This is a genomic window from Paracoccus wurundjeri (genome assembly GCF_030678915.1).
In the GTDB taxonomy this organism is placed as follows: Bacteria; Pseudomonadota; Alphaproteobacteria; order Rhodobacterales; family Rhodobacteraceae; genus Paracoccus; species Paracoccus onubensis_A.
Map to the genome: position 1 here is coordinate 11,888 of NZ_JAUUTZ010000002.1, position 22,673 is coordinate 34,560.

Annotated in this window: 20 protein-coding genes and 1 tRNA gene; 8 read left to right on the plus strand and 13 right to left on the minus strand. The window is 60.9% G+C overall.

From position 1 onward, the window contains the following. Positions 1-8: 8 nt before the first annotated feature. From Q0601_RS02460 to Q0601_RS02475, 4 genes are all read right to left on the minus strand, one after another. Complete coding sequence (locus Q0601_RS02460; protein ID WP_305286777.1) at positions 9-3,098, minus strand: efflux RND transporter permease subunit; 3,090 nt, start codon at positions 3,096-3,098, stop codon at positions 9-11. Next, entirely contained in the window at positions 3,095-4,198 is a 1,104-nt protein-coding gene (locus tag Q0601_RS02465; protein WP_305286779.1) for an efflux RND transporter periplasmic adaptor subunit, read from the minus strand. The genes Q0601_RS02460 and Q0601_RS02465 overlap by 4 nt, the downstream gene beginning before the upstream one ends. 145 nt (positions 4,199-4,343) lie before the next feature. Beyond that, a complete protein-coding gene (locus Q0601_RS02470) occupies positions 4,344-5,168 on the minus strand; it encodes a 2-dehydro-3-deoxygalactonokinase (protein ID WP_305286781.1) in 825 nt (274 codons plus the stop codon). A 71-nt stretch (positions 5,169-5,239) separates the two neighbouring features. Beyond that, the gene (locus tag Q0601_RS02475; protein WP_305286783.1) at positions 5,240-5,530 is read right to left on the minus strand and encodes a DUF2218 domain-containing protein; all 291 of its coding nucleotides are present in this window, start codon (positions 5,528-5,530) and stop codon (positions 5,240-5,242) included. Between the two features lie 153 nt (positions 5,531-5,683). Between Q0601_RS02475 and Q0601_RS02480 the strand changes: the two genes are divergently transcribed. The 6 genes from Q0601_RS02480 (at position 5,684) to dtd (ending at position 10,228) form a co-directional block, all read left to right on the plus strand. Then, on the plus strand, positions 5,684-6,589 hold the full coding sequence (locus Q0601_RS02480; protein ID WP_305286785.1) for a siderophore ABC transporter substrate-binding protein: 906 nt from the start codon (positions 5,684-5,686) through the stop codon (positions 6,587-6,589). Next, complete coding sequence (locus Q0601_RS02485; RefSeq protein WP_305286787.1) at positions 6,589-7,542, plus strand: ABC transporter permease; 954 nt, start codon at positions 6,589-6,591, stop codon at positions 7,540-7,542. Before Q0601_RS02480 ends, Q0601_RS02485 begins: the two co-directional genes overlap by 1 nt. Beyond that, on the plus strand, positions 7,520-8,494 hold the full coding sequence (locus tag Q0601_RS02490; protein WP_305286789.1) for an iron chelate uptake ABC transporter family permease subunit: 975 nt from the start codon (positions 7,520-7,522) through the stop codon (positions 8,492-8,494). The genes Q0601_RS02485 and Q0601_RS02490 overlap by 23 nt, the downstream gene beginning before the upstream one ends. Beyond that, positions 8,491-9,249 carry an iron ABC transporter ATP-binding protein gene (locus Q0601_RS02495; protein WP_305286791.1) on the plus strand — a complete coding sequence of 253 codons (759 nt, stop codon included), beginning with the start codon at positions 8,491-8,493 and terminating at the stop codon, positions 9,247-9,249. Before Q0601_RS02490 ends, Q0601_RS02495 begins: the two co-directional genes overlap by 4 nt. A 308-nt stretch (positions 9,250-9,557) precedes the next feature. Beyond that, positions 9,558-9,782, plus strand: a complete 225-nt coding sequence (locus tag Q0601_RS02500; RefSeq protein ID WP_305286793.1) for a hypothetical protein — start codon at positions 9,558-9,560, stop codon at positions 9,780-9,782. Next, positions 9,779-10,228 carry a D-aminoacyl-tRNA deacylase gene (gene dtd / locus Q0601_RS02505; protein ID WP_305286795.1) on the plus strand — a complete coding sequence of 150 codons (450 nt, stop codon included), beginning with the start codon at positions 9,779-9,781 and terminating at the stop codon, positions 10,226-10,228. Before Q0601_RS02500 ends, dtd begins: the two co-directional genes overlap by 4 nt. A gap of 182 nt (positions 10,229-10,410) precedes the next feature. On the opposite strand, the gene Q0601_RS02510 is transcribed toward dtd, so the two are convergent. The 3 genes from Q0601_RS02510 to Q0601_RS02520 all read right to left on the minus strand — a co-directional run bounded on the left by Q0601_RS02510 (position 10,411) and on the right by Q0601_RS02520 (position 14,889). After that, positions 10,411-11,550: a Hint domain-containing protein gene (locus tag Q0601_RS02510; RefSeq protein ID WP_305286797.1), complete on the minus strand. Its 1,140-nt coding sequence runs from the start codon at positions 11,548-11,550 to the stop codon at positions 10,411-10,413. Between the two features lie 221 nt (positions 11,551-11,771). Further along, positions 11,772-12,836, minus strand: a complete 1,065-nt coding sequence (locus Q0601_RS02515; RefSeq protein ID WP_305286800.1) for a Hint domain-containing protein — start codon at positions 12,834-12,836, stop codon at positions 11,772-11,774. Between the two features lie 451 nt (positions 12,837-13,287). Then, positions 13,288-14,889, minus strand: coding sequence for a bifunctional metallophosphatase/5'-nucleotidase (locus tag Q0601_RS02520; protein ID WP_305286802.1), 1,602 nt, complete (start codon positions 14,887-14,889; stop codon positions 13,288-13,290). Positions 14,890-15,013: 124 nt separating this feature from the next. On the opposite strand from Q0601_RS02520, the gene Q0601_RS02525 reads away from it, so the two are divergent. Together Q0601_RS02525 and Q0601_RS02530 are read left to right on the plus strand one after the other, a co-directional pair. Further along, positions 15,014-15,565, plus strand: coding sequence for a histidine phosphatase family protein (locus Q0601_RS02525; RefSeq protein ID WP_305286804.1), 552 nt, complete (start codon positions 15,014-15,016; stop codon positions 15,563-15,565). 29 nt (positions 15,566-15,594) lie between these two features. Next, positions 15,595-15,670 (plus strand) — tRNA-Val (locus Q0601_RS02530). A gap of 88 nt (positions 15,671-15,758) precedes the next feature. Here the strand turns inward: Q0601_RS02530 and Q0601_RS02535 are convergent. The 6 genes from Q0601_RS02535 to Q0601_RS02560 form a co-directional block, all read right to left on the minus strand. Further along, a complete protein-coding gene (locus tag Q0601_RS02535; protein ID WP_305286807.1) occupies positions 15,759-16,613 on the minus strand; it encodes a shikimate dehydrogenase family protein in 855 nt (284 codons plus the stop codon). Beyond that, positions 16,610-18,496, minus strand: a complete 1,887-nt coding sequence (locus Q0601_RS02540; RefSeq protein WP_305286809.1) for a bifunctional sugar phosphate isomerase/epimerase/4-hydroxyphenylpyruvate dioxygenase family protein — start codon at positions 18,494-18,496, stop codon at positions 16,610-16,612. Before Q0601_RS02540 ends, Q0601_RS02535 begins: the two co-directional genes overlap by 4 nt. Further along, the gene (locus Q0601_RS02545) at positions 18,493-20,004 is read right to left on the minus strand and encodes a tripartite tricarboxylate transporter permease (RefSeq protein ID WP_305286810.1); all 1,512 of its coding nucleotides are present in this window, start codon (positions 20,002-20,004) and stop codon (positions 18,493-18,495) included. Before Q0601_RS02545 ends, Q0601_RS02540 begins: the two co-directional genes overlap by 4 nt. Then, positions 20,001-20,513, minus strand: coding sequence for a tripartite tricarboxylate transporter TctB family protein (locus Q0601_RS02550; RefSeq protein ID WP_305286812.1), 513 nt, complete (start codon positions 20,511-20,513; stop codon positions 20,001-20,003). Before Q0601_RS02550 ends, Q0601_RS02545 begins: the two co-directional genes overlap by 4 nt. 59 nt (positions 20,514-20,572) lie before the next feature. After that, on the minus strand, positions 20,573-21,577 hold the full coding sequence (locus Q0601_RS02555) for a Bug family tripartite tricarboxylate transporter substrate binding protein (protein WP_305286814.1): 1,005 nt from the start codon (positions 21,575-21,577) through the stop codon (positions 20,573-20,575). A 120-nt stretch (positions 21,578-21,697) separates the two neighbouring features. After that, complete coding sequence (locus Q0601_RS02560; protein WP_119748235.1) at positions 21,698-22,627, minus strand: LysR substrate-binding domain-containing protein; 930 nt, start codon at positions 22,625-22,627, stop codon at positions 21,698-21,700. Positions 22,628-22,673 lie beyond the last annotated feature (46 nt).

Genomic DNA, 22,673 nt, shown 5'->3' on the forward strand with positions numbered 1-22,673 from the left:
GTTGCGCGCTATTCCGCCGGAAGCGATTGCGGCTTGTCATCCCTGGCCAGTGCCTTGTCGTCGGGGCGGAGCCTGACGCCCTCGATCAGCACATAGATGACCGGCGTCAGCAAAAGCGTCAGTATGAATGCAAGGCTAAGGCCGCCGACGATGACCGCACCGATGGCGCGGCGGCTTTCCGCGCCCGCCCCGGTGGCCAGCGCAAGGGGGACCGCGCCCAGAACCGTCGCGATCGTGGTCATCATCACCGGGCGCAGGCGCGTGACCGCGCCTTCCCGCGCGGCGTCGCGCAGGGAATGCCCCTCGGCGCGAAGCTGGTTCGAGAATTCCACGATCAGGATGCCGTTCTTGGCCATGATCCCGATCAGCAGGATCATCCCCACCTGCGAAAAGATATTGATCGACATCCCGGTGATCAAAAGCGTCACCGCCGCGCCCGCCAGCCCCAAAGGCACGGTCAGCATGATGGTCAGGGGCGAGCGGAAGCTTTCGAATTGTGCCGCCAGCACAAGGAACACGATGGCAAGCGCCATTGCAAAGACCGTTGCCACCCCGCCCGAGGATTCAAGGTAATTCCGCGCCTGCCCCTTCCACGAAAGCGCGGCGCCCGCAGGCAATCCGGCGGTCGCTTCCTGCACGGCGCGCATGCCGGTCGCAAGATCGGTGCCTTCGGGCAGGTCGGCCTGCATCTCGACCGAAATCAATCGGTCGTAGCGGTTAATCTCGGGCGCGGTCGCGCCCGTGCTGATCGAGGCAAAGGCCGCAAGCGGGATCAGATCGCCGCGATCATTGCGCAACTGCACCGAAAGCATATCCTCGACCGAATCGCGATCCTCGGGGGCGGCTTGCAGGACGACGGGATATTGCCTGCCATCCGAACTGTATTCCCCGACCGAGCGCGAGGCGAACAGAACCTGCAGTGTCTGTGCGATGGATTGCGAGGTAAGGCCCAGATCCTGCGCGCGGGCCCGGTCTATATGCAAATTGGCCCCCGGCTGGTTCGCCGAGTAATTCACCTCGACCGCGGCGAGTCTGGGATCCTCTTCCAGCACGCTTGCGACCTGATTGGCCCATTCCTCGGCCCGGCTGATATCCGGCGCGCTCAGCATCCAGCTGATATTGCCTTGCGATCCCCGCATCCCCAGCCCACCCGCCGGTCTGATGAAGCTGGCCACCTCTGTGACGGCGTCGAGTTTTGGCCGCAACTCGGTGATCACATCGCTCACGCTTTCCGTGCGCTCTTCCCAGGGGGACAGGGTCACGATAAGGATCGCGCGCCGCAACTCGCCCCATGTGCCGACAATGCTGGTCACATTGCTGATCGTACCCTCTTCCCGCATCGGCTCCAGCATCGCCTCGATCTTGCGGGTGGCTGCGTCGGTGAAGGAAAGGTTCGATCCCTGCGGCGCGTTGATCGTGATCATGAACTGACCCCGATCCTCGTCGGGTTGCAACTGGCGGGGCAGGCCCTGATAAATCGCGAATGCCGAAGCCACGGCGAATGCGCATATGGCAAGGATCGGAACCGGGCGCGCGATCATCCGGGCAAGCAGGCGGCCATAAATCCGTTCCAGCCAGTGGATCACGCGGTCCACGATGCGGGTCAGAAAGCCGGGCTTGTCGTCGCGCGGCAGAACAATCGAGGCCAGCACCGGCGAGATGGTCAATGCGACGAAACCCGATACCGCGACGGCGACCGCAAGGACGATCCCGAATTCCGCGAAAAGCTGGCCGATCTGTCCTTCCATGAAGCTGACCGGCAGGAACACTGCGATCAGCACGGCGGTCGTGGCGATAACCGCGAAGCTGACCTGACCCGCGCCGCGCCGGGCGGCTTCGGCGCGGCTTGCACCCATCGCGCGGTGCCGCTGAATATTTTCCAGCACGACAATCGCGTCATCCACGACCAGACCGATGGCAAGGATCAGGGCGAACAGCGTCAGAATATTGATCGAAAAGCCCAGCATCATCATCGCCAGCCCCGCCCCAAGGGCCGAGATCGGGATGGTGACGACCGGCACCATCGACAGCCGCGCCGAGCCAAGGAACAGGAAGATCACGGCAGTCACCAGTAACACTGCTTCGCCGAAGACCTTGGCGACCTGTTTGATCGAGCTTTCGATGAACACGGCCTCGTCGGCTGTCACCTGAAGCGTCATTCCATTGGGCAGGGTGGGGCGAATGAGGTCCAGCTCTGCCCGGACGGCGTTCGAAATGGCTACCGTGTTCGCCTGCGCCTGCGGCTGGATTCCCATGCCCAGCGCCAGAACCCCGTTCGAGCGGAAATTCGACTCGGTCTGCTCTGCGCCCTCTTCGATACGGGCGACATCGCCAAGCAGTAGCGGGCGCGCGCCGCCGTCGCGCACGACCATCTGCCGGAAGGCATCCGCCGTGGTAAAGCGGGTCTGCGCCAGAACCTGCAACTGTCTTGCACCTGTCTCGATCTCGCCGGCGGGCAGTTCGACATTATTGGCTTCAAGCGCCGAGATGATATCGGTGGTCGTGATCCCATGCGCCGCCATGCGCGCCTGATCCAGCCAGAGCCGCATGGATGGCGCGCGTTCGCCGTAAATGACCGTATTCGCGACGCCGGGCAGTCGCGCCAGACGGTCCTTGATATAGCGATCGGCATAATCCGACAGTTCCAGCGGCGTCATGCCCGGGCTGGACAGGGCAAGCCGCAGCACCGGATCGCCCTCGCTGTCGTTCTTGTCGATACGGGGGCGGTCGGCCTCTTCGGGCAGGTTGTTCACCACCCTTTCGACCGCGTTCCGCACATCATTTGCGGCATTGTCGATATTTCGCGACGGATCGAATTCCAGAACCGTACGCATGCGCCCACGTTCGGATGAGGTTGACATCGAGACGACGCCGGACACGCCGGCAAGCGCGCCTTCGATTACCGTGGCGACCTGACTGTCCACGACATCCGGCGAGGCGCCGGTGTAATCCACCCGGACCGTCACCTGCGCGGCCTCGACCTGCGGCAATTCGCGCACCGGCAGCCGGGTCATGGCAACCGCGCCGATCAGCACGATCAGAAGATTGAGAACCGTCACCAGAACCGGGCGACGCAGTGAAAGATCGGGCAAGCTCATCCGTCGATACCCGCCGTCGCGGGCGCATCGGCGGCGCGGGCAACGACGTCGATTTCCATTCCCGGCGCGACGCGGTGCAAATTAGTCACGATGATCTGCTCGTCCTGCGACAGGCCGGAAACCACCTCGACCAATCCGTCGACCTGCTGGCCGACCGAGATTTCGGCCTGTTTCGCCACGCCATCCCGGGCGACAAGCACCAGATGGCGGTCGCCCTCGACGGTCAGGACCTGTTCGGGGATGGCGATCTGCTGCCGCTCTGCCAGAACCAGATCGACTTGCAGGAACATTCCGCCGGTCAGTGCGCGGTCGTCATTGGGAATCTCGCCCCGCAGCGCAATCGAGCGGGTGGCGGAATCGACGCGCGTATCAATCCGGCTGACCTTGCCTTCGAAAACCCGGCCCGGCCATGCGGCTGTCGTCACCTCGATCCGAAGCCCGGGTTCAAGCCTTGACAGCTGGATCTCGGGCACGCTGAAATCGACTTCGATCAGCGAGCGGTCGTCAAGCGTGGTAACCGTGGTCGTGGCATCGACAACCTGTCCTTCGACCAGATCTGTTAGCCCCACGACACCGGAAAACGGCGCGCGAACCCGGCGGTCGTCCAGAATGACCCTTGCCCGGTCAAGCTCTGCCTCGGCCCTGAGCAGCGCGGCCTTGGCCGTCTGATATGCGGCGTCCGATGCGCTGCCGGTTTTGTTAAGCTGCTGTTGCCGGGTAAAGGCGGTATCGGCTTCGGCAAGCGTCGCTTCGGCGGCCTTGACGTCGGCCTGTTCGGCGCGGTCGTCAAGCGTCAGGAGAACATCGCCCTTCGCCACGCTTTGCCCCGGACGAAAGCCGATATGGGTGATCCGGCCCGCGGTCTCGGCAACCAGATTGACCGCATTCCGCGCCCGCGCCGTGCCGACCGCGCGGACCGTATCGCGGAAATTCCCGGTTCCGACCGGTATCGTCTCGACCGTCAGGGGGGAAGAAGAGGATTCGGGCCCCTGCGCAACGGCCAGATTGGGTGCAGCCATCAGGCGGTCGGTCACGTAAAGGCCGCCCGCGGCTGCGGCCAGAATGACCAAAACACCCAGAATCACCTTGAGGGCACGCATCTCTCACTCCAGACAGCACGCAATGAGGCCACGGGACGAAGCCTGACAATAACATGTGATAACCATCGTCAAAATCGCGCAAATGACAGGCTGCGGCAACTGATATTCGCGTGTATGCCGGCAATTTTAGGCTTGGGTGATGCGATCAGGCCCGGGTTGCCCGAAGCCTGGGCTGTATTTTCCACGCCGCATGCAGCCCTGCCAGCAATGCGGCATCGTGATCGGGGCGTAGAACCGCGCCGCCCTGTCGTTCAACTGCCAGCGCGTAAAGTCCGGCAAGCGGCCCGTTTCCGCAGATTGCGACGGTTTCGCCCAGCCAATAGGGCTTGGCATCGGCCAGTTCGCAGCCGATCAGCAGCCCGGCAAGCTGCGCCGCGCCCGATCCCATGGCCCCCCGCAAGGCAAGCAGGCGGCCATGCGCCCGGTGCGGGCGGCTAAGCGCATCGTCAAGCGCAGACAGGAAAATATCGGGTTCCGCGATAGCGGCATTTGCGCAATCGCTGGCAATCCATTCCATGAACTCGCCGCTGAGATAGCCGTGGAAATGGCAGATTTCCTGCGCCGATACCCGTATCCAATGGCTGTGCCTGCCGGTGATGCAGATCACGCCATCGAATTGCGGATCGGCTGCCACCAGCCCGGCGACAAGCGCGGTCTGACCGTGAAGCCGCGCCGCTGGTTCGGCCTGCGTCACGCCCCGCGCGATCCGGAACGGTCGTTCCCCTGCAGTGGTATTGACCAATGTAAGCTTTGCGGAGGTCGGCGCGGCTGCGAAATCCCGGGCGGGATACGTCCCGCTCATATCCGCCAGCAGTAACGGCAGGTCGGGGAATGTCTGCAACGCATCGGCAAGCCCCGGAATTCCAACACAGGCGCATTGGTCCTGTCCGGCCGGAGTCGGCCCCTGCATCGACCAGCTTCGCAGGGATTTTCCGTCATACTCAGCAGCTATCCAGTTCGCGGCGCTCATTCATCGATCCTTGGCGACGGTTACATGGGCCGGATATCAGATATGACGGACAAGGTCAGCCCGGTTGCGGCTCAGGAGGCGGGTGCGCTCCAGCTTAGCGGTTGCGGGTCTTCCCGGAAGGCGAAGCGCAGGAGATGGCTTTCCAGCACATCCCGCAATTGCTGCAAATCATCTTCCCCTGCGGCATCGGCAGTCAGGCGCAACCCCTCGGAGGTCGTTTCGATCGTGGCGTCACCCATTTCAAAATGAAGTTGCGCACGATCATCCTGCATCTCCACATCGATCTTGTGGCCGAAATGTTTCGACAATGTGGCCAGAAGCTGCGGGCCGCGGGCGGTGGGAAAGTCGGCGGTCTGTTTCATGACGTTCCTTGGATCTGCATGGCAAGGGAAATTCCGGCTTAACCGCTGGGCGATATGAGCGCAATTCCCGACAAATTCATTAAGGCAAATCTTTACCTATCCGGAACTCGGGGCTAATCAGGCCCGGAACCCGCCGACCTGAAGGAATCCGCCATGCGTCGTTTCATTTTACCGGGCCTGCTGACCCTTGCCCTGACATCGGCAGCCCTTGCCGATGATGTCACGATCCCGACCGCACAGGGAGAGGTTTCCGTTGCCGCCGAACCCAAGGTGATCGCCGTGCTGGACATGGCCGCAATCGACACGTTGCAGGCGCTTGGGGTGATGCCCGATGGCCGGCCGAACGAGCTTTACATCGATTACCTTCCGGATGTCGAAGAGGCGGCGGCCCCCGTAGGCACGCTTTTCGAGCCGAATCTTGAAGCGCTTGCCGTTCTTGACCCCGATCTGATCATCATCGGCGGACGCTCGGCCGGGCAGCTCGAGTCGGTGTCGCAGATCGCGCCCAGTATCGACATGACGATCGGCATCGATCTGATATCCGATGCCAAGTCCCGTCTTGCCGCCTATGGCACCCTGTTCGGCAAAGAGGATCAGGCGGCCAGGATGGCTGCGGCGCTTGATGAAAAACTTGCCAGGACACGGGACGCCGGAAAAGGGAAGGGTAGCGCCCTGATGGTCATGACCAACGGCCCGAAAATGGCGGCTTACGGTACGAATTCGCGCTTTGGCTGGATTTTCGACGCGACCGGCCTTGAAGAGGCCAGCAACGGGCTGAAGGGCGACACCCATGGCGATGCGATTACCCATGAATTCATCGCCGAGGCCGATCCCGACTGGCTGATCGTGCTGGATCGCAGCGTTGCCGTGGGTGAAGGCGGGCAATCCGCCGAGGCGACGCTGAAAAGCCCTCTGATCGCAGAAACCAAAGCGTGGAAATCCGGCCAGATCATCTATCTTGACCCGGCCAGCAGCTATATTTCGGGCGGCGGCTACAGGTCGCTGAGTACAGGGCTGGAGCAATTGGCCAAGGCATTGAACAGCGTTTCAGAAAACTGATGCGATATCTGCCGGGGGCAATTCTGGTCCTTGCGGTGCTGATGCTGGCCAGTCTTACGGTCGGCGCGGCCAGCGTGGATCTGACGACGATCCGGCAGGATCCCTATGCGATGCTGGTGTTGCTGGAATCGCGACTGCCCCGGACCCTGGCGGTCGCCCTGACCGGCTCGGCGCTGGCCGTGGCGGGGGTGGTGCTGCAAAGCCTGGTGCGCAATCGGTTTGTCGGGCCTGAAACCACGGGCACCGCCGAAAGCGCGGCGCTTGGGCTGCTGGCGATCACCATCCTTGCGCCGGGCGCGCCGATCTGGGCGCGAATGGGGGTGGCCAGCCTTGCCGCAATGGCGGGAACCGCCCTGTTCGTGACCATCATCCGGCGCCTTCCGGTGCGCGAGGTGATGCTGGTGCCGATAGCCGGGCTGGTTCTGGCCGGGGTGCTGCGCGCCATCGCGACCTTTATCGGCTGGCAAACGGATCTGCTGCAATATGTCGATGGCTGGCTGATGGCTGGCGAATTCTCGGGCGTGATCGCGGGGCGTTACGAATTGCTGTGGATCGCCGCACTGGCGGCGGGGCTGGCATGGTTCGCGGCGGACCGTTTTGCGATACTGGGGCTTGGCGATCAGGTGGCGACCGGGCTGGGCCTGTCGGTCCAGGCGGTGATGCGGCTGGGGCTGGCGGTCGTCGCGGTGGTGATGGCGATGGTGGTGACGACAGTTGGACTGATCCCGTTTCTGGGACTGGTCGTGCCCAATATCGTCGCCCGGATCATGGGGGACAATCTGCGCGCCTCGATCCCTGTGGTCGCGGTGTTCGGAGCGGCGCTGCTGCTGGCCTGCGACCTGATCGGACGCCTGATCCGCTATCCTTACGAAATCCCCGTAGGCACGATTCTTGGCGTGATCGGCGCGGCAATCTTCCTGTGGATGCTCTATGCAAGGCCGGCCCGTGGATAAGCGTCTGCGCCTGATCTTCGCCGGCCTTGGGCTTGTGCTGATGGTCGCGATTGCGGTCTGGATGCTGCAGGGCCTGCCCGAAGGCCGGGCACGCAGCTTTGTTCTTGGCCTCAGGGCCGAGCGACTGGCAGGTTTGCTGCTTGTCGGCGTCACCACGGGGGTGGCGACGGTCATGTTTCAGACCCTTGCCGGAAACCGGGTGCTGACACCGCAGATTATGGGCTTCGATTCGCTGTATATCCTGCTTCAGACCATTCTCGTCGCCGGGCTTGGCATCACCGGTTTTGCAAGCATTCCGACCTGGAGCAAGTTTCTGCTGGATACCGCCGTCATGATCGCATTGGGGTGCATCCTGTTCGGCAGCCTGCTTGGCCGCGGCAGCCGGGATATCGCCCGTACCATTCTGACAGGGGTTATTCTTGGCGTCATGTTCCGCTCGCTTTCCGCCTTTATCGGGCGGGTGCTGGACCCGAACGAATTCGCCGTCGTCCAGCAATCCAGCTTTGCCAGCTTTGGTCATCTGGATGCGGCCCTGCTTCCGGTCGCCGCGATATTGACCGCCGCCGCTGTCGGCCTTGCGCTGTCGATGGCCGGTCAGCTTGACGTGCTGGGGCTTGGCCGTGACCGGGCGGTTGCGTTGGGGCTTCGGCACCGGCGGGTCGTCTTCGTGACGCTTGGGCTGGTGGCCGTGCTGGTCGCGGTGCCGACGGCGCTTATCGGGCCGGTGACATTCTTCGGGCTGATCGTTGCCGGGCTGACCCACGGCATCCTGCGCAATCCCCGCCACGCGCTGCTGCTTCCCGCCGCCGGAATGATCGCCGCCATCATGCTGATTGCGGGCCAGCTGGTCTTTGAACGGCTGCTTGGACAGGCGAGCTTCCTGTCGGTGGTGATCGAATTCGCGGGCGGCCTGTTCTTCCTTTACCTTCTGCTGAAAGGACGCATCCGATGATCCGTATCGAGGATGTCAGCCATTCCATCGGCCCGGCAAGGATCCTGCACGATATCCGCACCGGGTTTCCCAAAGGCGGCCTGACCGCCCTGATCGGGCCGAACGGGGCGGGGAAATCGACCCTTGTCCGGCTTGTCGGCCGGCTGGAAAATCTTCAATCGGGCCGGATCTCTGTTGACGGACATGATCTGGCCGTAACGCAGACCCTGGAACTGGCCCGGGTGATGGCGATCCTTGGGCAGGATACCGCGATTGCAAGCCGCCTGCGTGTGCGTGAACTGGTGGCTTTCGGCCGCTGGCCGCATCACAATGGCCGTCCCCGCGCGGATGATCATGCCAGAGTGGAGACCGCGCTTGAGAATTTCGCCCTGACGCCGCTTGCGGACCGGTTCCTTGACGAAATCTCGGGCGGGCAGGCGCAGCGCGCCCATATCGCCATGTGCTTTGCTCAGGACACGCCGTGGCTTCTGCTGGACGAACCCCTGAACAATCTGGACATGTCCCATTCCCGCGGCCTGATGCAACGGGTCCGGGATCTGGTGACGCGGCAGGGCCGCAGCGTCGTCATGGTCGTGCACGAGATCAATTATGCCGCCGCCTGGGCCGATCATATCATCGCCATGAAGGATGGCCGGATCATGGCCGAGGGTGATCCCGATACCGTGCTGAAAGAGCGGATTCTGTCAGAGCTTTACGATACCGATGTGCAGGTCTCGCGCCATCGGGATCGCCCGCTTGTGCTGCACCACGGTTAGGGCTGTCGGGGTCTGGAGGGAACCGTTCTTCGGTGATCTCCGAAGCCGGGAAGCGGTGGGACGCTGTCCCGTCGCCGACAGCTCTCTTGGACCAATGGCGCGACCTTCCGGCGCCTCTGAGGTATTTTTACAAAGAAGAAATGCGGTTATCCGAAGTCGATAAACTGTAGCGCGGTATATGCCTTCAAGTCGATCCGCCCTCTTCGGAACCCTGTTTGCCAGCGCAATGATGACGCATTAGATTGCCGTCGAATCCGGTGCGGGCGCGGGCCCTTGGGTCTTCGGCGATCAATCAGAAGGAACGTGATTTGACCATTTTCGATATGCTCGTCTGGGGCGGTGCGGCATTGACGCTGCTGGGGCTGGCGGCGCTGTTCTGGTGCATCGTCACGGTTTTCCGCCTGCGCCGCGCCGCGCCCGAGCCAGAGGAATTCCGCGCCCGGATGCAGCGCGTCATTGCGGTGAACATGGGCGCGTTGATGGTCTCGGCGATCGGCCTGATGTGCGTTGTGCTGGGGATCATGCTGGGATGAGGGCGCTTGTCCAGCGGGTCAGCGAGGCTTCGGTCGAGGTTGACGGCCAGATCATCGGCAAGATCGGGCAGGGGCTGCTGATTCTGGTCTGCGCGATGCGGGATGATGATCCGGCCGCCGCCGGGAAACTGGCCGCGCGCGCCGCGAAACTGCGGATATTCCGGGATGACGAGGGTCGGATGAACCGCGCGCTGCCGGATATCGCGGGCGAGGCGCTTGTCGTCAGCCAGTTCACGCTGGCCGCCGATACGCGCAGCGGAAACCGGCCCGGTTTTTCTTCAGCGGCACCGCCCGATATGGGAGAGCGGCTTTACCTGCATTTCGCTGAAAGCCTGCGCCAGCTTGGCGTTCCGGTTCAGACGGGCAGTTTCGGGGCGGATATGAAGGTCCGGCTTCTGAATGACGGACCGGTGACGATCTGGCTGGATACGGCGGACCGGGTCTGACGGTTCGGGAATCTTAACAGCTCGGGGCCTGATCGTGCGGGGCCTGACGGCCCTGCGGGTCACACCGGTCGATGCCGGTTACAGGTGACCAGCGACAGGTGGGTTGACGGTTCAGGATCGCTCTGCCCGATCGTTTCGCATCGGGCAGAGCGTGGTTTCAGAGACGGAATAAAACGCGTGGATCAGCCGTTCAGCAGCGGCATGCCGCGTTTCTTGTGGCGTGCGACCAGTTGCTTGATCTGCGCGCCCTTTTCAGGGATCGGGCGGGCTGACCGGGCTACGAAATCCGGTTTGGTGATCTCGGGGAACAGGGTCTCGATCTCTTTGCGGGCCTCTGGCGGTACGCTTTGCAGGGCGATGGGGCCGGTGAACAGGCTTTCGGTGGGGGCTTCCTCGGAGAAGATCACCTGATGCCTGTCGAAGAGGATGTGGAAATAGGTCACTTCTTCGCAATCCCCGATGATCTCGATGCCGTCCAGACCGACCAGCCTGATGGCGGGGATCAGGATTTCCTCGGCGCCGAACATCCGTTGCGCGATCTTCGAGCGGATCAGGACGCGGTGCTGACGGCTGACGGTCAGGTCACGCTCCGGCAGGCCATTCCCAAGTGCGCCCGCAGCGATGCGGATCGGTTTCAGCTTCGGGTTCCGGGCCAGATCGATAGCGTCGCGGGTGGTGTGGCCGATCCAGCGGATGGGCTGATAGCCGTCATCCATGGTGGCGATCAGGTCGCCGGGCTGAAGTTCCTCGATGGGCTTGTTGCCTTCGTTGGTTTCGATCAAGGTGCCAAGGGTGAAGCAGACAGATTGCGCGCCCATTTCGAAATGATTACTTTTCGGGCCTGTATATCCCCGAATTCTCAATATTGTATCTGGTGGTGGAATATCCCCTAAAAAAATCAGATAATGGCCTCCTTCAAGTATCTCTTGGCCGGGCACCCCATTCCAGCGAAAGTCATTGCTGTCATCAAGATCAATATCGATGACAGCGATTTCGTAGATATTGAAATTCTCATCATATAACGCAAAGCTGTAATCGTAGCTGGCTGTGTGATATTCACCGTCTATTTTTATAGATTGTTCTTTATCTCCTCCCACCCGAAGAGATGGATTGAAATCGTCCTTATTATAACCGCCTTCAAATTTACTGGAATCGGCACCGTCTTCGATAGGAACATCCGAACGAACGATTTGTTTGAATGTCGTACCACTATAACTCCACTCTTGCCCGCCACGTAAGCTTTCAGAATAATCTGCCCTACCTCCATTTATACTGCTTTGAGAGCCAAGAATAATTTTTTCGTAAAGATAATAATTACTCATTACACCACCTTTCATTGCAATGATGATGGCGGAAATTTATTGTGATTATCTTAACAACGACCTGAAAGAGCTTCGTTTTTTCCGTATTTAACAGATTTCGATGATGCGGCGGGACGATTGCCATATCATTTGCAGGGAAATAAGCCAGTCAACCGATAATTGATTCATGGTAAAGGGCAGCCCGAAATGGGCTGCCCTCTGAAAAGAAAGGATTCGTCCAATCAGCCGTTCAGCAGCGGCATGCCGCGTTTCTTGTGGCGTGCGACCAGTTGCTTGATCTGCGCGCCCTTTTCAGGGATCGGGCGGGCTGACCGGGCTACGAAATCCGGTTTGGTGATCTCGGGGAACAGGGTCTCGATCTCTTTGCGGGCCTCTGGCGGTACGCTTTGCAGGGCGATGGGGCCGGTGAACAGGCTTTCGGTGGGGGCTTCCTCGGAGAAGATCACCTGATGCTTGTCGAACAGGATGTGGAAATAGGTCACTCCTTCGCAATCCTCGATGAGCTCGATGCCGTCCAGACCGACCAGCTTGATGGCGGGGATCAGGACCTCTTCGGCGCCAAACATGCGCTGGGCGATCTTCGAGCGGATCAGGACGCGGTGTTGACGGCTGACGGTCAGGTCACGTTCCGGCAGGCCATTCCCAAGTGCTCCGGCGGCGATGCGGATCGGTTTCAGCTTCGGGTTCTGCGCCAGATCGATGGCGTCGCGGGTGGTGGACCCGATCCAGCGGATGGGCTGATAGCCGTCATCCATGGTGGCGATCATGTCGCCGGGCTGGAGTTCCTCGATGGGTTTGTTGCCTTCGTTTGTTTCGATCAGGGCGCCAAGGGTGAAGCAGACGATGTCACTAAACCCGGTATAGAGAAGATCAGGAACCTGGCCATTAGTAACCCCATAGGTATGACTTAAACCGCTTGTTCGATACGTTACCCCAGCTTGAATGCCTGTTGCATTGTAGAAGCCAGTATATCTAATACCACCAATACTTACGCGTACAGCAATAGCATTGCTTGGTAACCCATCGCCATCGAGACTCTTTGCAATCGATGTGCTAATGGAGCTACCGGCGGCGTGGCCATCAAAGTCGGAAGTCAGATATTGTCCACCATTATTATCTGGCCCTCCACCGCCAGAGCTATCTTCCAAATAGCTATCATTGTCAGTAACAGTAACTTGCATTGCGTCATCTTCACTAACAATTCGTAAAGATGATGAGGTAAGAAGGTTGGCTCCAGTAAATACGAGAGCAGATTCACGAATTAGCGTAAATGTATATTCAGCCATACTTTCACCTATTAACATCACTAAAGTTTCCGAAACATCAGCAGTATGAATAACGATGTTTTCTCAGAGTCAACCTGACTTTCGCACCATTGAGATTGAATTGTTTCGCATTCGGTTCAGGTTGCTACTACTCACTGCAACAATCCATATCGCTATGGATACAGCGTTATTTTATTCCCGCAATCCGTTCATCACCCCTGATGCCGCGAAACTGTTCCGATCCCGGAACAGATCCGGGTATCTTTTCTATTTAATTAACACCTCTTTGAACCATATAGGCAGGCCACATCCTCGGCGATTCTCGGTCACGCGCCCTCATCTCCAACACTCCCGCGAATCACCAGATCACTGTCACTCCCGCTTTTCAGATGGCCCGCACCAATCGCAGCGAAAAAGGCAGCCCCACAGGCCTACCTTCCCACAACAATTTCCGAACCTCCCGGAAACCGCCCTATTTCACCGTAATCCGCCCATCCACCGATGGCGCGTAATCCGGCCCCTGCGCGGCAAGATATTCCGCCAGAACCTCGGCCAGATCGGGGCCGAAATCATAGGCGTCCCGTGCATTGCTGGCGAAAACGTCATAGCCGTCGCCGCCGGTGCGCATGTAGTTGTTCGACACGACGCCATATTCCGCCTGAGGATCGATGGGCGCCCAGTCGCCATCCTGCATGACCATCACATCGCTGATCCTGCCGCCCGGTTCCGCCGCCGGATCGACGGTATATTTCAGCCCGGCGACCTGTGCGAAACGGCCCGCGCCCTCTTCCATCTGGCTTGCGCCGTTTTCCAGCGCGGCAACCACATCCGCGCCGTCAAGCAGGAATGTCGCCAGCGTGTTCTGGAAGGGCAGCACTGTATAGACCTCGCCCATGGTGATCGGCCCCGCGTCGATCGAGGCGCGCAAGCCGCCGCCATTGGTGATCGCGATACTGATCCCCTGATCCTTCACCCGGTCCAGCATGGCATCGGCGACAAGGGTGCCCATCTCGCATTCGCGGGCCCGGCAGGTCTCGCGGTCACCGCCAATGGGGCGCGCGGTTTCGGCCACGACCTTCTCGCGCAGTTCCTCGATCGGGGCGGCCATCTCGGTCACGCGCGCGGCGATCTTCTCGTCCTCGGGGACCGAGTTGTCCAGAAGGATCGGCTCTCCCTCGGCCTTGGTCAGATTGCCCTGATCGTCGAAGGTCAGTTCCAGATGGCCGAGATATTTGGAATAGGCATAAGCGGTCGCCACCGGAACCTGAGCGCCGTCCGGCCCCTCGACCATGGTCGGATAGGCGCCCGCGGCGCCATCCATATCGCCAAGCAGCGTATGCGAATGTCCGCCAACGATCGCGTCGATCCCCGGCACCTGCGCGGCGAATTCCTTATCGCGCAGATAGCCCACATGGGTCAGTGCGATGATCTTGTTCACGCCCGAATCGGTCAGTTCCTGCACATCGCCTTTCAGGCTTTCGATATCGTCCATGAAAATGACGTTCGGCCCGGGCGCGGCGGTTTCAGGCGTATCCATCGCCAGCGCGGACACGATCCCGATCTTGTGTCCGCCGACGTCAAGCGTCAGGGTATCGCCGATCTTGTCCTTGAGAATATTCGACTGCGACAGATCCAGATTGCCCGAGATCACCGGGAATTCGACTCCGTCGGCAAGCACCTCTGCGCCTTCGGGGCCATCGTCGAATTCGTGATTGCCCAGCGCCATCGCGTCATAACCGATGGCGGTCATGAATTCGGCCACATCCTCGCCCTTGTAGGTCGTGTAGAACAGCGATCCCTGATACTGGTCGCCCGCGTCGAGGACCAGGATATTACCGCCCTCGGCGGTGATCCTGTCCCGCAGTTCCTTGACTTTCGAGGCAACCCGCGCCACGCCGCCAAAGCATTCGCCCGCCTCTTTCGTTTCGGCATCGCAGGTACTGTCCTGTTCGTTGATCGGCTCGATCCGGCTGTGCAGATCGTTGGTATGCAGGATATGCAGCACGTAATCGGCCTGGGCCGTCCCGGCAAACATGGCCACGACCGAGGCCGCCGTCAGAACGCGAAAACTCATGGTTCGTTCCCTTCCGCCTTGTTGGGTTCCCCGGTGGCAGATTGACGCAACCGTGATAAGTGGTCAAACCCCAAAGCGAAACATGTGTCAGCCGCGTGATGTCTTGCCCGAAGGAAAGCAGGCGATGTTCCCCGATCTTTATCTGATGCGCCACGGGCAGACCGAGTGGAACCTTGCGGGGCGGTTGCAGGGCCTGCGCGATTCGCCGTTGACTGCGCGGGGGCTTGCGCAGGCCGGGCGGCAGGCGCGGCTGATCGCGGGGATCGGCGCGGCCCGCTATTCCAGCCCGCAGGGGCGTGCGGTCCGCACAGCCGAAATCGTCTTTGGCGACATGCCCTTTACAACGGACGACCGGTTGCGCGAGATCGATGTGGGCGAGTTCACCGGGCATTCGCTTGAAGATTTGCAGCGGCAAAGGCCGGAGCTGTTCACCGGTGCGCCGATAGACTGGTACGACCGCACACCCGGAGGAGAGCATCTGGAGCAGCTATCCGCACGTTGCCGCAGTTTTCTGGCCGGTCTGCCGGGTCCGGCACTGATCGTCACCCATGGCATCACGCTGCGGATGCTGCGCATTCACGCGCTTGGCTGGCCCCTTTCGCGGATCGGCGAGCTTACGGTGGAACAGGGCGCCGTTCACGTGATCCGCAATGCTGCACAAGAGGTCTGGCGTTAGCCGGAAGTTCGGGCTAAAAGCCCCCGGACGGGCGGTTAGCTCAGTTGGTAGAGCGCTTCGTTTACACCGAAGATGTCGGGGGTTCGAGCCCCTCACCGCCCACCATTCCCGTCAGATGGTTTCAGGCTGTTTCGGGGGGATTGGGGCGTTTCCGGAAGGGGTGGTCCCCGCCACCGGCGGAAGCGTGACCGGCTCAGTACCGGATCGTCGCCAATTGGCGCAGCTCTTCCGCCGAAGTCGCCGGATAGCCGAAGAACTCCAGATAGGCGGGGATCTGTTCGAACAGCATGTCGGTGCCGATCTGGATCCGGCAACCCCGCGCCCTGGCGGCGGCCAGAAAGGCGGTTTCCTCGCGCTTCATCACCACTTCGCCGACAAAACTGGCCGGGTCGAGCCGGGTCACGTCCAAAGGCATCGGATCGCCCTCCTGCATCCCCATCGGCGTTGCATTCACGACGATCTCCCAGCCTGCGGGATCACTGGAGCCGGTGGTGACTTCGAGAAACGGGCAGGTCCGGCGCAGATTGGCGGCAAGCCGCTTGGCCGAGGCGGCATTTATGTCATAGAGCCCCAACCGTGCCGCGCCCGCGGCTGCCAGGGACGCCGCGATGGCCGAACCGACGCCGCCTGTTCCGACCACAAGCGCCGACGCGCCCGTTACTTCACAGCCCTTGCGCATAATACCACGCACGAAACCCTCGCCATCGAACATCTCGCCGATCAATCGCCCGTCGGAATCGCGGCGCACCGCATTGCAGGCGCCGCATATGCGGACGGCGGTGCTGATCTCGTCCAGCAGATCGACGACGGCGACCTTGTGCGGCATGGTGATCAACGCTCCGGCAAAGTTCCGCAGCCTTGCAACCAAAGGCATGAAGGCAGGAAAATCCCCGGATTCGCATCCCATCGGCACAACCACCGTGTCGATTCCCCGGGCCTCGAACCAGGGGTTGTAGATCATCGGCGCCTTGAAGCTTTCGGTCGGCACGCCGATATGGGCGATCACCCGGGTATGGCCGGAAATCATCTGCTTTTCCTCATATGTCATTTACGCGGCATGTCCTTGCCGCGCAGCAGGCGTTTCAACGCGGCAATACGGAACGGGGCGTTCAGTGCGCCGTAACCGTCATATCCGCCGCGTCTTTCGACGATTTCAAAGAACAGCCCGCCTTGCAGCGGCTTGCCGTAGAACTGGAAGAACTCGGTCTCGCCTTCGGCTTCATAAAGGATGTTCCAGCGACGCAGGCGGGCGATTTCCCGGTCGTCCAGCCCATAGCGGGCTTGCAGGTCGTCATAGTAATTCTCGGGGATCGGCAGCATCTGGAAACCCGTTCCCGCCATGCTTTCGGCGGAGTTGAAGATATCCTTTGATGCCAGCGCGATGTGCTGCACTGCCGAACCCATCGAATCCGTCAGGAAGCCTCCGGCCAGTGTCCGGTGCGACTGCGCTCCGTTCAGAGTGATCCGGGTGCCGCGATCGGGCGAAGCGATAGCCTGAGAGCGGGTCAGCCCATCGGGATCGGCGACGTCCAGCATCGGGCGGCGCTCCATCTCGAAGATCGAGGTGTAGAACAGGGTCCAGCTAAGCATTTCATCGTAATTCATCGTCTCGGCCAGATGATCCACGCGCATCAGCCCGAAATCGGATACCTGTTCCCCCGTCGGCCTGAATTCGACATCCCATACGTCATTCAGCCCGCTTTTCGCGTCAATGAAATGCAGGATCGAGCCACCGACGCCACGAATGGCCGGGATCTCCATCTCGCCCGGCCCCAGAGGCTGGCTGAACAAGGTCGCATCCAAAGCCCGTGCCCGCTGCGCCGTGGCTCGTGCATCGGCGACCCGCAGACCGACATCGCAGACCCCGGTGCCGTGATTCAGAAAGAAGCTATGCGCAAACCCGGTTTCCTCGACATTCACGACGATGCGGATATCGCCCTGCCGCCACACTGCGACCTGTTTGTTGCGGTGTTCGCCTTCACGGTGAAAGCCCATCTGCGTCAGTGCCGTCTCCAATTCGCGGGCCTCCGAGGGGCTCGAGGCGAATTCGATGAACTCTATGCCGGCGACACGGATATTGGCGGGCAGGTCGGGCAGGCCGGCGGTCAGCGCGGGTTCGGCACGGCGGGCCTGATCCATAAGCCAGATCAGGGAACGATGACCGTCGCGGGCGATGGCGGCGGGATTGCCGCCGCGAAACTGATCGTTGAAAATCTCGAGCGACAGCGGACCGTCATAACCGCTTGCCGCGACGGCGCGCATGAAATCCGTAACCGGAAGATCACCCTCGCCCGGCATGTTCCGGAAATGGCGGGACAGATACAGCAGGTCCATGTTGATTTGCGGCGCATCGGCCAGCTGCACGAAGAATATCCGGTCGCCGGGAATGCGCCGGATGGTATCGGGATCGATGCCGCGGCCAAGGCTATGAAAACTGTCGAGAACCAATCCAAGCGCGGGATGATCGGCGCGGCGGACGATCTCCCATGCGTCGCGGTGATCGTTGACATGGCGGCCCCATGCCAATGCCTCATATCCGATCCGCAGCCCCCGCTCGGCCGCGATTCCCGCCAGTTCCGCCAGATCGTCGGCGGCACGGTCGATGCCGCCCATGGCCTGCGGATGAACCGAGGAACAGATCAGCATCAGTTCCGCATCCAGTTCGGCCATCAGGTCGAATTTATGCCGCGCGCGGTCGAAGGCGCGGGCGCGCAAAGGCCCGGGCAGCCCCTCGAAATCGCGGAAGGGCTGATACAGCATGATCTCCAGCCCGTGATCGCGGACCATCGCCCCGATCTCGTGCGGGCTTGCAGCGTCCTGCAGGAAATCCTGCTCGAACATCTCCAGCCCGTCGAAACCGGCGGCAGCGATCGCCGCCAGTTTCTCGGCCAGATTCCCCGCAATTGAAACCGTCGCGATCGAGGTCTTCATGACCTGCTCTCTGATTTCAGTCTGCGGCGGATGCCGCGCCATATCGGCGTCTGGCTGATGAAGATCAGCACCACCATCGTCAGCAGCACAAGCGACAGGGGGCTGGTCAGCATGCCCTTGAACAGCCCCGAGACGCTGCCCTGTTCGGATATGATCGCACGGCGCCAGTTTTCGTCCAGAAGCCGCGACAGGATCACACCAAGGATCACGGGACCAAGCTGATACCCGTAAGATTTCATGAAATAGCCCAGCACGCCGAAGCCAAGCATCCAGTAGACATCGCTGATCGAGTTGTTGACCGCATAGGCGCCGACGATGGACAGAAGCAGGATCAGCGGGATCAGCACCGTCCGCGGCATCTCGACGATTTTGGTGAAGATCCGGATACCGGTCAGGCCGAAGATCAGCATGAAGATATTGGCGAGCATCAATGCGCCGGTGATGAACCAGAACATATGCGGCTGTTCGACCATCAGCATCGGGCCGGGGTTCAGCCCGTGGATATACAAGGCGCCGATCATGATCGCGGTGACCGCATCGCCCGGAATGCCCAGCGTCAGCATCGGGATGAAGGCGCCGCCCACCGCGGCGTTATTCGCCGTCTCGGGCGCCACCAGACCCTCTTTCGCGCCCTGCCCAAAGGGCACTTCGGGATTGCGAGTGACGCGCTTGGCATGGTCATAAGCCATCAGGGCCGCAATATCCCCGCCGGTGCCGGGCAATGCTCCGATGATAACGCCAATGCCTGATGTCTGAAGCGACAGCGGCAGATAACGACGGACCGAGACCCAGTCCGGGACGATACGCCGGATGGTCTGCTTGACGGCGGTCTTGTCCACATGATGCAGTTGAAGCAGCGCCTCGGAGACGCCGAACATGCCGATCATGACAGCGATAAAGCTGATGCCGCCCCACAGGCCGGTAAACCCGAAAGTCAGGCGCTCTTCCGCCGTCAGCGGGTCCAGTCCGACCGTGCCGATCAGCAGCCCCAGTGCGCCCGCAAAGATGCCCTTCACAAGGCTTTCGCCCGATAAGGACCCAACCAGCAGGATACCCAGGACCGCAAGAAGCATGAAGTCGCGCGGCTGGAAGGTCAGGGCGAAATCACTGACCGCCGGTGCCGCGACGGCCAGCACGATGATACCGATCAGCCCGCCGATAAAGGACATGACCGTCGTCAGCCCGATCGCTTCGCCGGCAAGCCCTTTCTGCGCCATGGGGTAGCCGTCCATCGCAGTGGCAATCGCCGATGGAGCGCCGGGGATATTCAGCAGGATCGCCGTGCGCGAACCGCCATAGACGCCCCCCATGAAGATGCCGACCATCAGGCACAGCGCCGAATTGACATCCCATGTAAAGGTGAACCCGATCAGGATCGACACCGCCATGGTAACGGACAGCCCCGGAATCGCGCCGACATAGACGCCCGCAAAGGTGCCCGCTGCAACCAGGAACAGGAGCTTCAGGTCCAGCCACGGGATCAGGAAATATTCAAGCGCCTGTATCACCGGGTACCTCCGAAGATTTGGCCGATGGTGGCAAGGATCTCGGCCTCGGGCACGATACCGGCGGGCATCAGCACCGAGAAGACGAGCCTGAAGACGATATAGACCAGAACCAGCGCCAGCAGCGATACGCCAACCGCAAAGATCAGCCCGCCGCGCCGCAGGTAAAGGACGGACAGGATCAGGAAGATCAGCGAGGTCGGCAGGAAGCCCAAGGATGTCAGCAGCAGCGCATAGCCGGTGATGAACAGCATCATCACGATCACTGCCGGCGGCAGAATATCTTGCATGAAGCGGGTTCGGTCACGCTTGGCCCCGCGCCAGCAATTCAGCAGGATCAGCCCCGAGCTGATCATCATGACCAGGGCGACGGCCATAGGAAGCGCCCCCGGTGAACTGAGCGATTCAAAACCCGAGATTCGATATGACGACCACAGAAGCACGACGCTGCAGACGAACATTGCAGCGTTGAAAGCAAGCTCTCCGGCGCTGCGAATACGATTGTTATGCATGTCTGACCCTTCCTTCGATCAGAATGGGCCGCCCCGGTACAGGCCGGAGCGGATTACCGTCACAGTCGGGGGATGTCGAATTCTTCGGGGGAAGCCTTGGTTTCGCCCGCGTCATGCAGCAGCCAGGTCGTAAGCGATTGCCATGTCGACAGGAAATCCTGTGCTTCCTGCCCCGACAGGCTTTCGATGATATAACCCCGGTCGGCCATCAGCTTGACGAATTCCTCGCTTTCCGCGGCCTTGGCATATGCCTCGGTCAGTTTGGCGACGATCTCATCGGGGGTTCCGTTTTTGACGAATACGCCGAAGAAGGGTCCCCAGGGGAAGTAATCGGCATATTCGGGATTCGTCTCGCCCAACGCGGGCACATCCGGCAGAATATCGCTTGGCGTGTTGTCGATCATCGTGATTGCCTTGATCCTGCCGCCGTGGATTGCCTCGATCGCGGCGCCCAGCACGGCAGGCATGACATCCACCGCGCCGCTTTGCAGCGCCGTCAGGGCCGGGCCATCGCCGTCATAGGGAACCTGCGTGACCGGCAGTTCGGTTTTCGAGGCGATCATCGAGGTGACCACCGACGGCACGCCCCCGGGTCCGGTCGAGCCGAATTTCACCTCGTTCGGATGCGCCTGAACATATTCGATCATTTCGGCGAAACTGTCGAAGGGCGCGTCGTTATTGGCCACCAGAATCGGAACGCCCCGCGCCAGGATATTGATCGGCGTGAATTCGGAATAGTCGATGTCGCCCAGTCCCATAACCTTGTAGAGCAACGGATTTTCAGCACCCATCAGAAGGGTGTAGCCGTCCGGCTGTTGCGCATAGACGAATTTCGTCGCAATTGCGCCGACCCCGCCGGTCATGTTCTTCATGACCACCTTGCCGCCAAGAATCTTTTCGGCATGCGGCGTGACGGTGCGCATCACCGTATCGGTGGAACCGCCTGCGCCCCATTGGATGATGCCCTGGATTTCCTTGCCAGGATAGTCCTGCGCGAATGCTGCTGAACCTGTCGCGATGCCCAAGGCGGTGACGGCAATCAGCCTGATAAGGGTTTTATTCATGATGCTCCTCCCCTGTTCCGGGCGAATCCCGGTTCTCCTGAAACGCATCATCTGGCTATAATTCAGTTACGGCAAATACAAATTCGGCACGATCCTTAACATGATGTTAATATACCCGACTCACCTTGCCTTGCGCTGCTCCCAGGGGCGGGACTCTGTGGCGCGGGACAGTTCCCGCCGCAACTGCTGAATCGCGTATTCGGCAAAACCGGAAAGCACGCGCCCTGCCTTGGTCACGATATAGATGGTAATCGGCGTTTCCTCGATCAGCGACAGCCGCACGACACCGGGCATGTAAAGCTCTGCCACGGAGAATTCGTCGATCACCGCCACGCCCAGCCCGTGGCGCACAAGACTGACGACGGTCTGGGCGAAACGGCCGCGCATCGAATAGCGCACGGGCAATCCGGCATCTCGTAACGGAGTCGCGCAAACCCTGCCATAGGGATCCTCGGGATCGACACCGATCATCGGATATTTCGCCAGATCATGGATCGACACCCGCACGGAAGCCGCCAGTGGGTGATCTTCGGGGACAATGGCGGCCAGACGGCCGCGGGCGGCGATTTCATTGCTGATTCCGGCATTTTCCACCGAGGTGCTCATCAACACGAATTCGCCGCGTTCCAGCATCAGATAGTCGATGGTTTCCTCGATCTTCAGGATATTCAGATCGATGAACAGATCAGGATAGCGTTGCCGGATCGACCGCGCCGCCCGCGCGGCAATGAACTGCGCAACCGACGGCGCCGAGGCGAAGGACAGATCCACCGCCTCGCCCCGCTGCAATGAAGCAACGGCGCGGTTCAGGTTTTCGACATTGCCGAACACCCTGCCAATCTGATCGAAGATCGAACCGGCTTCGACTGCCGGCAGGTAGACACCGCCGCGCCGCTCGAAAAGTCGCAGCCCCAGGGCTTCTTCGGTATGTTTGACCAATCGGCTGATCCCGGGCGCGGATACGTTCAGCATCCGCGCAGCCCCGCTGATCGTCCCGGTCAGCATCACGGCACGGATGACTTCGATCTGGCGCAAGGTCAGTTGATGCATGAACCGGGCCGCCCGCTGCAGATGAATTCCACCGAAACCAACAGGC

Excerpts from the sequence above, each read along its gene's own strand:
- Q0601_RS02550 (WP_305286812.1), bottom strand. The coding sequence starts at position 20,513 with ATGCATAACAATCGTATTCGCAGCGCCGGAGAGCTTGCTTTCAACGCT.
- Q0601_RS02540 (WP_305286809.1), bottom strand. The coding sequence starts at position 18,496 with ATGAAGACCTCGATCGCGACGGTTTCAATTGCGGGGAATCTGGCCGAG.
- Q0601_RS02460 (WP_305286777.1), bottom strand. The coding sequence starts at position 3,098 with ATGAGCTTGCCCGATCTTTCACTGCGTCGCCCGGTTCTGGTGACGGTT.
- Q0601_RS02535 (WP_305286807.1), bottom strand. The coding sequence starts at position 16,613 with ATGACATATGAGGAAAAGCAGATGATTTCCGGCCATACCCGGGTGATC.
- Q0601_RS02480 (WP_305286785.1), top strand. The coding sequence starts at position 5,684 with ATGCGTCGTTTCATTTTACCGGGCCTGCTGACCCTTGCCCTGACATCG.
- Q0601_RS02490 (WP_305286789.1), top strand. The coding sequence starts at position 7,520 with ATGCAAGGCCGGCCCGTGGATAAGCGTCTGCGCCTGATCTTCGCCGGC.
- Q0601_RS02465 (WP_305286779.1), bottom strand. The coding sequence starts at position 4,198 with ATGCGTGCCCTCAAGGTGATTCTGGGTGTTTTGGTCATTCTGGCCGCA.
- Q0601_RS02485 (WP_305286787.1), top strand. The coding sequence starts at position 6,589 with ATGCGATATCTGCCGGGGGCAATTCTGGTCCTTGCGGTGCTGATGCTG.
- Q0601_RS02560 (WP_119748235.1), bottom strand. The coding sequence starts at position 22,627 with ATGCATCAACTGACCTTGCGCCAGATCGAAGTCATCCGTGCCGTGATG.
- Q0601_RS02470 (WP_305286781.1), bottom strand. The coding sequence starts at position 5,168 with ATGAGCGCCGCGAACTGGATAGCTGCTGAGTATGACGGAAAATCCCTG.
- Q0601_RS02520 (WP_305286802.1), bottom strand. The coding sequence starts at position 14,889 with ATGAGTTTTCGCGTTCTGACGGCGGCCTCGGTCGTGGCCATGTTTGCC.
- Q0601_RS02515 (WP_305286800.1), bottom strand. The coding sequence starts at position 12,836 with ATGGCTGAATATACATTTACGCTAATTCGTGAATCTGCTCTCGTATTT.
- Q0601_RS02525 (WP_305286804.1), top strand. The coding sequence starts at position 15,014 with ATGTTCCCCGATCTTTATCTGATGCGCCACGGGCAGACCGAGTGGAAC.
- Q0601_RS02510 (WP_305286797.1), bottom strand. The coding sequence starts at position 11,550 with ATGAGTAATTATTATCTTTACGAAAAAATTATTCTTGGCTCTCAAAGC.
- Q0601_RS02495 (WP_305286791.1), top strand. The coding sequence starts at position 8,491 with ATGATCCGTATCGAGGATGTCAGCCATTCCATCGGCCCGGCAAGGATC.
- Q0601_RS02555 (WP_305286814.1), bottom strand. The coding sequence starts at position 21,577 with ATGAATAAAACCCTTATCAGGCTGATTGCCGTCACCGCCTTGGGCATC.
- Q0601_RS02475 (WP_305286783.1), bottom strand. The coding sequence starts at position 5,530 with ATGAAACAGACCGCCGACTTTCCCACCGCCCGCGGCCCGCAGCTTCTG.
- dtd (WP_305286795.1), top strand. The coding sequence starts at position 9,779 with ATGAGGGCGCTTGTCCAGCGGGTCAGCGAGGCTTCGGTCGAGGTTGAC.